Raw genomic sequence first — 12,303 nt, 5'->3', positions numbered from 1 at the left:
CAACGACTTGTACGGAGACCGACATGCCCGAGCAGCCGCCGAAGCCACCCACGCGCCCCGACCGTCCCGCGCACGATGCGCCGCGCGCGCCGCGCCACGCCGGCAACCCCGAGGACGTGCGCAAGGGCCAGGTAACCAGTCCGCTGCCGCGCGAAGTCTTTCGCCAGCGCTTCCTGGCGCGCTTTACCGACCCCGCCTATCGGCACGAGGACGAAGCGCTGGGCCGGCTCGAGCGCATTGCCTGGGACGCCTATGAGCAAAGCCGCAAGGCGCCGCTCACGCACAAGGCGGGCGCGGGCTATGCCGACCCGGATTACGACCTCTCCGACGAATGGCGCGCCGCCAGCGAGGCGGTGCGCGTGGCCCAGCAGCGCCAGGCCGACCCGGCCACGCGCTCGCGCGTGCTGCTGGTGTGTGCGGCCTCGCGCAACGACTACACCTGCCCGGGCGAAATGTCGAAATCCTGGCGCCTGGCCGGGCGGGCGCGCGAGCGACTGGAAGCGCAGGGCATCGAGGTCGACCTGCTCGACCTGAGCCACCTGACTTCCGACGCGCAACTGCATATCCATCCGTGCAAGGGCTGCGTATCGACCGCGATGCCGCTGTGCCACTGGCCGTGCAGCTGCTATCCCAACCATGCGCTGGGCCAGGTCAATGACTGGATGAACGAGATCTACCCGCGCTGGGCCGCCTGCCATGGCGTGCTCATCGTCACGCCGGTGTACTGGTACCAGGTCAGCAGCCCGCTCAAGCTGATGATGGACCGGCTGGTCTGCGCCGATGGCGGCAACCCGGATCCCACCACCACGCGCGGCAAGGACGTGGCAAGGGCCAAGGCGATCGAGCTGTCGGGCTGGGACTATCCCAAGCACCTGGCCGGGCGCGCCTACGGGCTGGTGGTGCATGGCGACGTCGCCGGCATCGAAGGTGTGCGCCGCGCGCTGTCGGACTGGCTGGACTGGATGGGATTGATCGATGCCGGCGCCCAGGCGCGGCTGGACCGGTATATCGGCTACTACGAGCCTTATGCCACCAGCCATGTCGCGCTGGACCACGATACCAGCGTGCAGGGCGAAGTCGACAACGTGGCGCGTGCGCTGGCGTGCGCGGTCGAGCAGCTGCGCCATGGCCAACTGCGCACCGCGGACCACGGCCTGGTACCGCCCCGGCTGAAGTAGCGCAACAGACCAAGGCAGGAGCGGAGGCAACAACGGAGGCAACGATGGATCGCAGAGACAACTGGCGCGGCCCGCCATGGCACGAAAGCGCCGTGCCCGAGGCCGATATGCGCAGCCACTACGTGGGTGCCTATGGCGTGTACGACTATGACCAGCCGGTCGACCCCGGCGAATTTGGCGGCGGCCGCGTTGCCGGACGCGGTACCGGGGAATGGCGGCCGCACGAGGCCCAGGCCCCGCAAGCCCGGGGCAGGACCGACCCTTACCGCCAGTTCACCGGCTACAACGAGCGCATGGACCTCTACCGTGGCGGGACGGAACCATGGCGGCCGGTCGGGCCGCGCAACTACCAGCGCAGCGACGAACGCATCCTGGAAGACCTGTGCGAGCAACTGACGCGCAGTGGCCGGCTTGACCTGAACGAGGTCGAGGTGCGGGTCCAGCAGGGCGTGGTGACGCTGGAGGGCAGCGTGCCGGACCGGCACCAGAAGTACCGCATCGAGGATATCGCCGACGAGGTCTTCGGCGTCAGGGATCTGGTCAACCACCTGCATGTGGCAAGGCCGGCCGCGGCCGAGGGCCATCCCGGCCACGGCATGCGCATGTACTGAGGCCGCGGCGCGGACCTTGCTCATGCCTGCTTCCCCGAAGACGGACACCAACCCACGCGGCAATGCCGTCGGCGCGGCCGACACGGCGCTGCAGGCCTCGCTGTGCGAGCGCTTGTGGGAGAGCGGCCTCGACGTCAGCGAGATTGCGCTGGACGTGGCGCAAGGCCGCATCACGCTGCGTGGCGCGATTGGCAGCGCCGCTGACCGCGATGCGGTCGAGGCCTGCGTGCGCACGCATGCCGGCGGGTGCGACGTCGTCAATCAGATCGAGGTCGCGCCCGATCGTACCGGCGGCTGAGTTGCGCACGCTGGCATGGCTTTCGCAACGGAGCCAGTTCCGGCCGCTGCCGAACGCCGTTGGCCATCAGCGATGGATTCACGAGGAAGGAGACTGTCATGAGACACACCGCGATTTTTGCGCTGGCCGCGCTACTCAGCGTGCCCGCGTGGGCCCAGACCACCACCACCACGCGTCCTGGCGCCGACACGCGCGCGCCGGGCACGTCGGCCTCCGATGTCATGCCGGGCCAGGGCGACACGCGCCGCGCCACCCCTGCAACGCCTGCCACACCCGCGACGCCAGGCGGCCCGGGCACCCGCGCCACACCGGCAACGCCTGCCACGCCGGCCAGCCCCGCCGTCAACGAGGGGCCGCAATCGCCGCAACGGTATGACTATCCGGCTTCGGAACCGAAGGCGCCGAAGAGCCGCAAATAACTGAGGCAAGGAGCGGCTGGGCCGCGCCAGCGTCTCAGAGTCCTGAAGGCCAGGTCTCGGGCGCGCCCGGTGCCGGCGCAGCGGGCAGCGCCGGCACCGCGCTGCTGCGGTCGAACCACGCCAGCACGTCGAACTGCCGCGGCAGGATGGCGCGTGCGTAGTGGCTCTGCAGTTCCGTCTCTGGGCGGTAGATCACGCCGATAAAGCGCTCCTGCCGCGCCGGCATCAGCAGTTCGCGCAGTTCGTCGTGCACGGCGCTGCCCTTGCCGTCGTCAACACCGTCACCCCGCAAATCCGTCCAGCCCTGCGCATGACCAGCGGCGTGGAACAGGTGCTCGTAGCTGTCTGTTCGCGCGGGCCGCACCTGCTTGATTTCCATGGGCCCGTCCCACGAAGTCGCCGCCGCGACGGTGCCATCGTAGGTGCTGAAGCCGACCAGCGCGGCCGCGTCGCCGAAGGCCTCGCGGCATAGCTGGCCGATATTCAGCTGGCCCTGGCTGGTGCCCATCTCGGTGTGCGACGCGTCGCCGATATGCGAGTTGTGCGCCCACACCACCGCGCGCGATGCCGGCCCATGGGCGTGCAGCAACTGCTCCAGGGTTTCGAACATATGCGTGTCGCGCAGGTTCCAGCTGTCGTCGCTGCCGTGGTACATGACGCGGTAATAGCGTTCGGCCGAAGCCACCAGGCGCGCATTCTGCGCGGCGTCAAGGAAATCCTCGTGTCCGTCGCGCGCATAGGCGAGGCGCTTGTCGAGCAAGGCCTGCAGCTGTTCGACCACCGCGTCCTCGCAGTCGGCATGGGTGCCATGCAGCACGGCGCGGCCGTAGCGCGCCGGATCGCGCCGCCACGGTTCCAGGCAGCCATAGCGCTCGCGCGCGGCCTGCGCGGCGCGAGGGTCGACGCCTTCCAGGTAAGCCAGCACCGCCGCCATCGAGGCGCCCAGGCTATAAATATCGAGGCCGAAGAAGCCGGCGCGCCGGGCCGGCGCCAGCGCGGCATTGTGCGCGTGCAGCCAGCGGATAAAGCGCGCCACCTCGAGGTTGCGCCACATCCAGACCGGGAAGCGCGTAAAGGCGGCGCCAGGGGATTCGGCGGGCCGCGGCGGGCGCCCGCGCACATGGCGGTCGACCGCGGCGGCGTCAGGCCAGTCTGCCTCCACCGCGATGATGCCGAAGCCGTGCTGGGCCACCAGCTGCGCGGTCAGTGCGGCGCGGGCGTGATAGAACTCGGCGGTGCCATGCGTGCTCTCGCCCAGCAGCACCACGCGATGATGGCCGAGCCGATCGGCCAGCGCCGCGGCAGCGTTGGCGAAGGGGCCGATGAACGGGCTCTCGGCCGCGTGGTCGATCGCCGGCCACGGCACGGTCGCGGCCGCAAGGGCGGACACAAGCGCGGCCGCGGCGTGCGGGTCGGCCCGGTGTTGTGGCATGGTGGCGCGGGCTGCCGGCTGCGTGCCGGCATCCTCAGCGTTGCGGCAAGCAGTGCGGGTCAGCCGTGAATGGTGCGCGGATCGTGGCCGAAGCTGTTGCGCGAGCGGATCTGGCCATCGCGGCCATGAATCAGCAATTCGACGTGCTCGCGCTGCGCCTGCGAGGTGCCGGCGGCGACCGCCTCTTCCTGCGTGGCGTGGTGCGATTCGGCGTAGCGTGCGCCTTCGTGGATGACGTCCCAGCCTTCGTCGTGCGGAACGACGTGTATGTTGCTGCCCATGTCGGGTCTCCTCGGATATCGGTCCTTTTATTGTGGTCGATCTGCGCGCGCTGTCTATCCGGCGGCGTCTGACAGGCGCGAAGCGCTTCCGGTTCCACTTTCGGATGGAAATCCCTGGTTATTTGTCCGGCCTCTTGTAAGCTGGACTTGGATCGCAATAAGAGGAGCGGACCATGCGTGCAAGATTTGCCAGGGGGCTGACGCAGTCGCCGGTGACCGTGGTGGCCCGGGCGTTCGACGGAGAAGCGGTGCGCACTCCCCAGGTGGGCGACCTGGTGACGGTGTATAGCCAGGACCAGGACACCGAATTCAATATCCGCCTGTGCGAGGCCGTCGAGCCCGGCCGCTGGCGCGGCGTGGTCTACGCCATCGGGCGCGGACAGGACGTGCTGGTCACCGCCGAGGGGCTGGAAATCGACGATGTGGTCGAGGTGATGCGGGAGGAAATCGCCTCCGTGATTCCCTGCGGCCGATCCCACTGAACGCCGCACCCGTGCGGGTGCGGACCATCCGGAATTGAGGTTTCCCGAGGCCTGGCTCACGCCGGCCGCGCGGGTAGTTTCGGCACGCCCAGCCACATCGCCAGGCCGCTTGCCAGCAGCAGCGCCGCCAGCAGGTAGAGCGCATGGTCGAGGCTGCCGGTGCGGGTCTTGATCTGGCCGATCACCCACGGGCTGACGATGCCGCTGGTGATGCCGATGCTGCTGATGAAGGCGATCCCGGCGGCGGTGCCGGCGCCCGGCAGGTAGCCCGGCGGCAGCGCCCAGAACACCGGCAGCGCGGCAAAGATCAGCACCGCCGCCACCGACAGGATGGCCAGCATCGCGGCCAGCCCCGGCAGCGGCAAGGTCAGCGCCGCCAGCGCCAGCGCGCCGCCCGCCGTGCACAGCAGGAAATGGCGATGGCGCTCGCCGGTGCGGTCCGAATGCCGCGCGATCAAGATCAGGCCGACCGCGCCCACCGCATTCGGCACCACCGAATACAGGCTCACCGACATCACGTCGGTCACGCCGAAATCGCGGATCATCAACGGCATCCAGAAGCTGAGCGCCAGCGAACCGCAGGTCAGCGAAAAATAGATAAAGGCGAACACGTACACGCGCGGGTTGCGCAGCACCTGGCGCAGCGCGTGCAGCGAATGGCCGCCGCCCTGGGCGTGCGCGGCGGTGTCGCGCAGCAGGTGGGCGCGTTCGCGCTCGCTCAGCCAGCTGGCCTGCTGCGGCCCGTCCACCAGCAGGCGTGCGGCCGCCAGCCCCAACAGCACCGCCGGCGCCCCTTCGATCGCGAACATCCACTTCCAGCCCTGCAAGCCCAGCACGCCGGCCATGTCGCGCATGATCCAGCCGGACACCAGTCCGCCCAGCACGCCCGCCACCGCCACGCCGGCAAAGAAGATCGCCATCACCGCGGCGCGCCGGCGCGCGGGGAACCAGTAGGTCAGGTACAGCACGATGCCGGGGAAGAAGCCGGCCTCGAACACGCCCAGCAGGAAGCGCAGCGCGTAGAACTGCGCGGGCGTCGACACCGCCATCATCGCCACCGACACGGTGCCCCACAGCACCATGATGCGGGTGAAGGTGCGACGCGCGCCGAAGCGCGCCAGCAGCATGTTGCTCGGCACCTCGCACAGCACGTAGCCGACGTAGAACACCGCGGCGCCAAGGCCGTACATGGCATCGCTGAAGCCCAGGTCCTGCTTCATCTGCAACTGCGCGAAGCCGATGTTGATGCGGTCCAGGAACGACACCACGTAGCAGACGAACAGGAAGGGAATGATGCGCAGCCAGACCTTGCGGTAGAGCGCGTCCTCGTCGCGCGCAGCGAGTGCGGTGGGGGCTGTGGGGGCTGGGGCGGGAGGCGCCAGGCTGGATAGGGACGAAAGCTCCCCTGAGACCGGATGGCTCATCGATGTTGTCTCCGTGCGGTGGTGGCTGCGGCGGCAGGCAGCCGGGCGGTTGCCGCCAGTGGGCCCGCGTCTGGTGCGCGTTGGCCCGGGATGTGTTGAAGGACAGCGGGTGGCGCAGGCTCGGACAGGTCCGCGCCTGCGCCTGGCTATCCGGTCAGGCCGGCGCCGTGTCCGGGCTGGCGACGATGCCGGCGCGCGCTTCGGTCATGGCCGCCAGCAGCACATCGTGGTCGCCGATGTGGTTGGCCAGCAGCAGGATCAGCTGCGCGTTGGCGGCCTGGCTCTGGGCCTCGTCGAGGTCGCGGTGCATCTCGATCAGGGCCTCGTAGAAGTCGTCGGGCCGCGCCAGGTTGGGCTGGGTGTTGAGCGAATTGGGCATGGCAATCTCCGTGGGGCAGGGCTGGCGTCCGGGCAATCAGGCGGCCATGCGGCCCGGCTGCGGTGCGCGCAGGTCGGCGCCGGTGGCGCGCGCCAGCGCGGCGCGGATCGCGGCCGGGTCGGGACGGTGCCAGCGCGCGCACACATGCTGGTCGGGACGGACCAGGTAGCAGGTGCCGGGCGTGGCGCCGTAGCGTGCCGCCGCCAGGCCTTCGTCGTCGTGCAGCACGGTGGCGTGGGTGCAGGTCATGGGCGGCTGCGCGGCGTCGGTGACATAGACCAGCTGCAGCGGCGTGCCGGCCTGCTGCAGGGCGGCCAGGTCGGCCAGCGTGCCGGCCTCGATCGTCTCCGGATTGCCGAACACCAGCAAGGTGAAAGCGCCGCCCAGGTAAGACAGCAGCCAGCCCGCGCCGTCCACGCCGGAGACCGGCGCATCGCAGCAGACCGCGCCGGGCACCAGCTTGCCGGCAGCATCGGGGGCGGCGTCCTCGGTGTTCAGTGGCGAGCCATGCAGCACCGCCGGCACCGACAGCCTGCCGCTGTTGACCAGGGCGCGCGCGAACGCATGGCGCCTGGACAACGCCAGCACCGCGTCGCGGAACACGCGGCTGGCGGCGCTCTTGGGCGTGATGAAGTCGGTCGAGCGGGTCGAGTTGCGGATGTTCTCGTCGGCGGCGAATTCGCGCTCGCTGGCGTAGGTGTCGAGCAGCCGGTCGCAGGCATGGCCCTGCAGCACGTAGGCCAGCTTCCACGCCAGGTTCTCGGCGTCCTGGACACCGCTGTTGGCGCCGCGCGCGCCGAACGGCGAGACGCCGTGCGCGGCATCGCCGGCGAACAGGATATTGCCGTGGCGGAAGCTGTCCATGCGCTGGCAGGAGAAGGTGTAGACGCTGACCCACTCCAGCTCGAACTTTGCGTCCTTGCCCAGCAGCGCCTGCACCCGCGGGATCACGCGCTCGGGCGATTTCTCCAGCACCGGGTCGGCGTCCCAGCCCAGCTGGAAGTCGATGCGCCAGACGTTGTCCGGCTGCCGGTGCAGCAGCACCGACTGGTGCGGATGGAAGGGTGGGTCGAACCAGAACCAGCGCTCGGCCGGGAAATCCGCCTCCATCTTCACGTCGGCAATCAGGAAGCGGTCGCGGAAGGTGCGGCCCTTGCTGTCCAGCCCCAGCAGCTTGCGCATCGGGCTGCGCGAGCCGTCGGCGGCCACCACATAGCGCGCGGCCAGCGGGTAGCAGCCGTCAGGGGTCTCGACGGTCAGCCCCACGCCGGCGTCAGGCGCGCGGCGGCTTTCCACGCCGACGACCTTGTTGTGCCAGCGGATCTCGAGATTGGGCAGCGCCTGCGCGCGCTCCAGCAGGTAGCCTTCGAGGTAGTACTGCTGCAGGTTGATGAAGGCCGGACGGCGGTGGCCGCTCTCGGGCAGGAGGTCGAAGCTGTAGACCTGCTCGTCGCGCAGGAACACCCTGCCGACATGCCAGCGCACGCCCTTGTCGACCATGCGTTCGCCGCAGCCGAGACGGTCGAAGATATCGAGCGTGCGCTTGGAAAAGCAGATCGCGCGCGACCCGGTGGACAGCGTGCAGTCGTCGTCCACCAGCACCACGGGCACGCCGCGTTGCGCCAGGTCGATGGCGGTGGCCAGCCCCACCGGGCCGGCCCCGACCACGACCACCGGATGCACCGCCGCGGGCGCGGCCTCAGCGGATTGCCCGGCGCGCTGCTGTTCCGCGCAGGGCTGGTAGGCGAACGTCAGCCGCTGGTAGTCGATGCTGCTCATGCTTGTGTCTCCTCCACCTGAAATACCTTGTTGTGCGATGGCTTGCCGGGGTGCCGTCGTCAGTCCTGCAGCGCGGCCCACATCTCCTGGTCGCGCTGGGCGGTCCAGATGCGCGGATGGCGCATGCCGCTGGCCTCGTCGTAGGCGCGCGAGACATCGAAGGGCAGGCAGTGCTCGTAGATAAAGACGTGGCCGAACTTCGGGTCCATGGCGCGGCGCGTGTGCGCCATCGCGGCCTTCAGGTCGAGCTTTTCCGCCACCGCTTCCTGGCCGGACTTGAACAGCGTGGTGACGAAGTCCTTGGTGTAGGCGATGCCCTTTTTCACTTCATCGGGCGTGGTCAGCGCGGGGCCGCGGCCCGGCACCAGCTTCTCGGGGTTCAGCGCCTGCAGCGCATCGAGCGTGGCCGGCCATTCGGCCAGTTGCGCGTCGCCGCAGTAGCAGGCGGCGTCGTACTCGACCAGGTCGCCGGAGAACAGCACCTTCTGCTGCGGCAGCCAGACCACGGTGTCGCCCTTGGTATGGCCAGAGCCCAGGTGGGCGATGCGCACTTCCAGCTGGCCCAGGAACAGGGTGATCTCCTTGTCGAACACCAGCGTCGGCCAGGTCAGGCCCGGCACCGTTTCCACGCCGGCGAACAGGCGCGGGAAGCGTTCGATCTCGGACTTCATGTCGGCCTCGCCGCGCTCGACGATCATCTCGTAGGTGCCGCGGCTGGCGATGACCTGCTGCGCGCCCTCGGCAAAGTAGGCCGACGCGCCCAGCACGCGTACCGCGTGGTAGTGCGACAGCACCACGTACTTGATCGGCTTGTCGGTGATGGTGCGGATGCGCGCGATCAGGTCCTGCGCCATCGCCGGCGTGGCCGTGGTGTCGACGATCAGCACGCCGTCATCGCCGATCACCACGCCGGAGTTGGGATCGCCCTCGGCGGTATAGGCCCACGCGTTCTCGGACAGCTGGGTGAAGGTGATCTGCTTGGCTTCCAGGTCGGCCTGCGATGCGAATGCCTTGGACATGGCGTCTTTTCCTTTTGTGGGCAGGGCGGGACGGCGCGGGAATGGCCGCAAGCGCATGCGACGTGGCACTGGCTGTCTCGCCCCCGTTCGTATGGATTTCCGGATGTCGCACGGCCGGGTGTGCCGTGTCGCGACGGGGTAATGCCATCTTAGGAAAGGTCGAGAAATTAATCAATAGCTAAATGATTAGCCTATGACAAATGATTGGAGCGACGAACTTCGGCCGGATCGAGATGGGGGTAAACCCGCGTGCGGCCGGATCCGGGAGGCGTTCGATTAATATCCGGTTTTTCCGATCACACAGGACGCTGATGGCCAGACCCAGGGCGCGAGCAGCGGTAACACCGGCGGGCGCACCGGCGCATGCCGACAAGGCGCAGCGCGGCATCCAGAGCGTGGAGGTGGGCGCGCGCCTGCTCGCGGCGCTGGCCGCGGCGCGCGTGCCGATGCCGCTGGCGGCGCTGGCCGACGCCGCGCAGCTGGCGCCGGCGCAGGCGCATGCCTATCTGGTCAGCCTGGCGCGGCTGGGCCTGATCAAGCGCGACCACCTGTCCGGCCGCTACGAGCCAGGACCGCTGGCGCTGCGCCTGGGCCTGCTGCACCTGGAGCAGGACGCCGCCTGGCGCGCCGCGCTGCCACGCGCGGACGCGCTGGCGCAGGCGCTGGGCTGCAGCGTGGCGATCTGCCTGGCCGGGCCGCAGGGACCGACTATCGTGCGCTATGTGCCGGCCACCGCGCCGCTGCACGTCAACCTGCACGTGGGCACGGTGATGGCGCTGGCGGCCACTGCCACCGGCCGGGTGTTCTGCGCGTTCCAGCCGCCGGCGCAGTGGCAGCCGTTGTGGCAGGCGCAGCAGCCGGATGCCAGCGAAGCCGACCTGGCCGCGTTCAGCGCCAGGCTGGCGGAAATCCGTGCGCGCGGGATCGAGCGCAGCATCGATGCGCCCAGCCCGGCCGTCAGCAGCCTCAGCGTGCCGGTGCTCGACGGCGCCGGCGCGCTGCGGCTGGTGCTGACGCTGGTGGGATCGACCGGTGCCATCGATGTCGACTGGCACGGCGCGGCGGCGCGGGCGCTGCTTGCCGCGGGCGCGGAGATCGGCGCGGCGCTGCGCGAACCGGACGGTGAACAGGCATGAACGGCATGAGCGACGTGAGCGAAACCCCGCAGGACCCCGACGACGGCAAGCCGCAGCGCGGCATCCAGTCGCTCGACAGCACCGGCCAGTTGCTCGGCGCGCTGGTGGCCGCGGGGCGGCCGCTGCCGCTGCGCGACCTGGCGCTGGCCGCGGGCATGCCGGCGGCCAAGGCCTTTCCGCACCTGGTCAGCCTGCAGAAGACCGGACTGCTGGCGCGCGATGCCGCCGGCAACTACCTGTGCGGACCGCTGGCGCTGGAACTGGGGCTGATCGCGCTGCAGCGGCTGTCGCCGACGCGCGAGGCCGAGCCGGAGGTGATCGAGCTGGCCGGGGCCACGGGCCTGAGCGTGGCGATGGCGGTGCTGGGGCCGCTGGGGCCCACCGTGGTGCGGCTGGAAGAATCGGCGCGGCCGCAGCATGTCAGCCTGCGCGTGGGCACGGTGCTGTCGCTGGTCCATACCGCCATCGGCCGCAACGTCGCGGCGCACCTGCCGGACAACGTGCTGGCGGGCCTGCTGCAGAACGATGCGCTGCGCATGGCGGGTGCCGCCGCCGACCAGGTGCGCGGACCCGGCGGCAAGCTGGCGCCGGCCTACGCCGCGCGGCTGGCGCAGGTGCGCGCCGCGCGCATCGACAATGCGCTGAGCCACCCGGTGCCGGGCATCGACACGCTGGCGGCACCGGTGTTCGACCACACCGGCAGCCTGGCGCTGGTGATCGCGGTGATGGGTTCCAGCGGCAGCTTCGACAGCAGCACCGAAGGCGCCACCGCCGCGCTGGTGCGGCAGGCGGCGGCGCGGCTGTCGTGGCGCTTCGGCGCGCCGGACGCAGCCTGAGGCCAGGCGGTCAGTTGTCCAGCTTGATGTTGGCCGACTTGATCAGGCCGTCCCATTTCTCGTATTGCGCGCGGATATAGCTGCCGAACTGCGCCGGCGTGGCGGGGAACGGCACCGTGCCCTGGCTGGCGAGCCTGGCGGCCAGGTCCGGCTGCTTGAGCGCGGCCACGATCTCGCCGTTGAGGCGGTCGATCACGGCCTTGGGCGTGCCCGCCGGGGCCGCCACGCCAAACCATGCGGTCAGCTCGTAGCCGGGCACGCCGGCGGCGGCCAGCGTCGGCACGCCGGGCAACTGCTCGGACGGCTTCTGCGTGGTCACCGCCAGCGCGCGCACGCGCTTGTCGCGGATATACGGCAGCGCCGTGGAGACACTGTCGAACATCATGGTGATGCGCCCGCCGATCAGGTCGGTCATCGACGCGGCGCTGCCCTTGTACGGAATGTGCGTGATCTCGACACCGGCCAGGTGCGTGAACAATTCGCCCGCCAGGTGCGACGACGAGCCGTTGCCGAACGAGCCGTAGGTCAGCTTGGCCGGCTCCTTGCGCGCCAGCGCCAGCAGTTCCGGCACGGTGCGCGCCGGCACGCTGGGATGAACCACCAGCACGTTGGGCAGGTAGGCCACCGACGCCACCGGCGCGAAGTCCTTGAGCGGGTCGTAGCCGGGCTTGTCATAGAGGCTCTTGTTCACCGCCAGCGAGCCGAAGGTGCCGAACAGCAGCGTGTAGCCGTCGGCCGGGGCCCGCGCCACGGCGATCGCCGCCAGGTTGCCGCCCGCACCGGGGCGGTTGTCGATCACCACCGGCTGCTGCAGCCGCGCCGACAGCGCGTTGCCGATCTCGCGCGCCAGCAGGTCGGTGGCGCCGCCCGGCGGGAACGGCACCACCAGCCGCACCGGCTTGTCGGGGTAGTCCGCCAGTGCGGTGCCTGCGGCCGTGGCCGCGCATGCAAACAGCAGCCCCATGGCCGCACGCCTGATCCAACCCTGCATCGCTGTCTCCTTTCCTTGATCTGTTGCGATGGAACGGG

At 69.9% G+C, this 12,303-nt stretch carries 14 protein-coding genes; 7 read left to right on the top strand and 7 right to left on the bottom strand.

Going from position 1 to position 12,303, the window contains the following annotated elements; genetic code table 11:
- Window positions 1–23 precede the first annotated feature (23 nt).
- From MKD38_RS16790 to MKD38_RS16775, 4 genes are all read left to right on the top strand, one after another.
- A complete protein-coding gene (locus MKD38_RS16790; RefSeq protein ID WP_252678406.1) occupies window positions 24–1,178 on the top strand; it encodes a flavodoxin family protein in 1,155 nt (384 codons plus the stop codon).
- A 44-nt stretch (window positions 1,179–1,222) separates the two neighbouring features.
- Complete coding sequence (locus MKD38_RS16785) at window positions 1,223–1,789, top strand: BON domain-containing protein (RefSeq protein WP_252678404.1); 567 nt, start codon at window positions 1,223–1,225, stop codon at window positions 1,787–1,789.
- 22 nt (window positions 1,790–1,811) lie between these two features.
- Window positions 1,812–2,087: a BON domain-containing protein gene (locus MKD38_RS16780; protein ID WP_252678402.1), complete on the top strand. Its 276-nt coding sequence runs from the start codon at window positions 1,812–1,814 to the stop codon at window positions 2,085–2,087.
- A 98-nt stretch (window positions 2,088–2,185) separates the two neighbouring features.
- Entirely contained in the window at window positions 2,186–2,506 is a 321-nt protein-coding gene (locus MKD38_RS16775; protein ID WP_252678400.1) for a hypothetical protein, read from the top strand.
- Window positions 2,507–2,540: 34 nt separating this feature from the next.
- Here MKD38_RS16775 and MKD38_RS16770 read toward each other — a convergent pair whose 3' ends face one another.
- Window positions 2,541–3,938 carry an erythromycin esterase family protein gene (locus tag MKD38_RS16770; protein ID WP_252678398.1) on the bottom strand — a complete coding sequence of 466 codons (1,398 nt, stop codon included), beginning with the start codon at window positions 3,936–3,938 and terminating at the stop codon, window positions 2,541–2,543.
- A gap of 59 nt (window positions 3,939–3,997) precedes the next feature.
- Window positions 3,998–4,219 (bottom strand): DUF2188 domain-containing protein, encoded by a 222-nt coding sequence (locus MKD38_RS16765; protein ID WP_018007233.1) that lies wholly within the window; start codon window positions 4,217–4,219, stop codon window positions 3,998–4,000.
- Window positions 4,220–4,392: 173 nt separating this feature from the next.
- Here MKD38_RS16765 and MKD38_RS16760 point away from each other — a divergent pair, with 173 nt between their 5' ends.
- Window positions 4,393–4,701: a hypothetical protein gene (locus tag MKD38_RS16760; protein ID WP_010814535.1), complete on the top strand. Its 309-nt coding sequence runs from the start codon at window positions 4,393–4,395 to the stop codon at window positions 4,699–4,701.
- 56 nt (window positions 4,702–4,757) lie between these two features.
- On the opposite strand, the gene MKD38_RS16755 is transcribed toward MKD38_RS16760, so the two are convergent.
- From MKD38_RS16755 to MKD38_RS16740, 4 genes are all read right to left on the bottom strand, one after another.
- Window positions 4,758–6,125 carry an MFS transporter gene (locus MKD38_RS16755; RefSeq protein ID WP_252678397.1) on the bottom strand — a complete coding sequence of 456 codons (1,368 nt, stop codon included), beginning with the start codon at window positions 6,123–6,125 and terminating at the stop codon, window positions 4,758–4,760.
- Window positions 6,126–6,279: 154 nt separating this feature from the next.
- Window positions 6,280–6,504 carry a DUF2783 domain-containing protein gene (locus MKD38_RS16750; RefSeq protein ID WP_252678396.1) on the bottom strand — a complete coding sequence of 75 codons (225 nt, stop codon included), beginning with the start codon at window positions 6,502–6,504 and terminating at the stop codon, window positions 6,280–6,282.
- A gap of 36 nt (window positions 6,505–6,540) precedes the next feature.
- Window positions 6,541–8,283, bottom strand: a complete 1,743-nt coding sequence (locus MKD38_RS16745; protein WP_252678395.1) for an FAD-dependent oxidoreductase — start codon at window positions 8,281–8,283, stop codon at window positions 6,541–6,543.
- Between the two features lie 59 nt (window positions 8,284–8,342).
- Window positions 8,343–9,302 (bottom strand): MBL fold metallo-hydrolase, encoded by a 960-nt coding sequence (locus tag MKD38_RS16740; RefSeq protein ID WP_252678394.1) that lies wholly within the window; start codon window positions 9,300–9,302, stop codon window positions 8,343–8,345.
- 311 nt (window positions 9,303–9,613) lie between these two features.
- Here MKD38_RS16740 and MKD38_RS16735 point away from each other — a divergent pair, with 311 nt between their 5' ends.
- Together MKD38_RS16735 and MKD38_RS16730 are read left to right on the top strand one after the other, a co-directional pair.
- Window positions 9,614–10,438, top strand: a complete 825-nt coding sequence (locus tag MKD38_RS16735; RefSeq protein ID WP_252678393.1) for an IclR family transcriptional regulator — start codon at window positions 9,614–9,616, stop codon at window positions 10,436–10,438.
- Window positions 10,439–10,443: 5 nt separating this feature from the next.
- Window positions 10,444–11,274 (top strand): IclR family transcriptional regulator, encoded by an 831-nt coding sequence (locus MKD38_RS16730; protein ID WP_252678509.1) that lies wholly within the window; start codon window positions 10,444–10,446, stop codon window positions 11,272–11,274.
- A 10-nt stretch (window positions 11,275–11,284) separates the two neighbouring features.
- Here the strand turns inward: MKD38_RS16730 and MKD38_RS16725 are convergent, their stop codons facing one another.
- A complete protein-coding gene (locus MKD38_RS16725) occupies window positions 11,285–12,265 on the bottom strand; it encodes a Bug family tripartite tricarboxylate transporter substrate binding protein (RefSeq protein ID WP_252678391.1) in 981 nt (326 codons plus the stop codon).
- Between the last annotated feature and the right edge of the window lie 38 nt (window positions 12,266–12,303).

This window comes from Cupriavidus sp. WGlv3, assembly GCF_023952475.1.
GTDB classification, from domain to species: domain Bacteria; phylum Pseudomonadota; class Gammaproteobacteria; order Burkholderiales; family Burkholderiaceae; genus Cupriavidus; species Cupriavidus phytorum.
The sequence above is the reverse complement of the archived record's forward strand: the minus strand, read 5'-3'. Positions and strand labels throughout refer to the sequence as shown.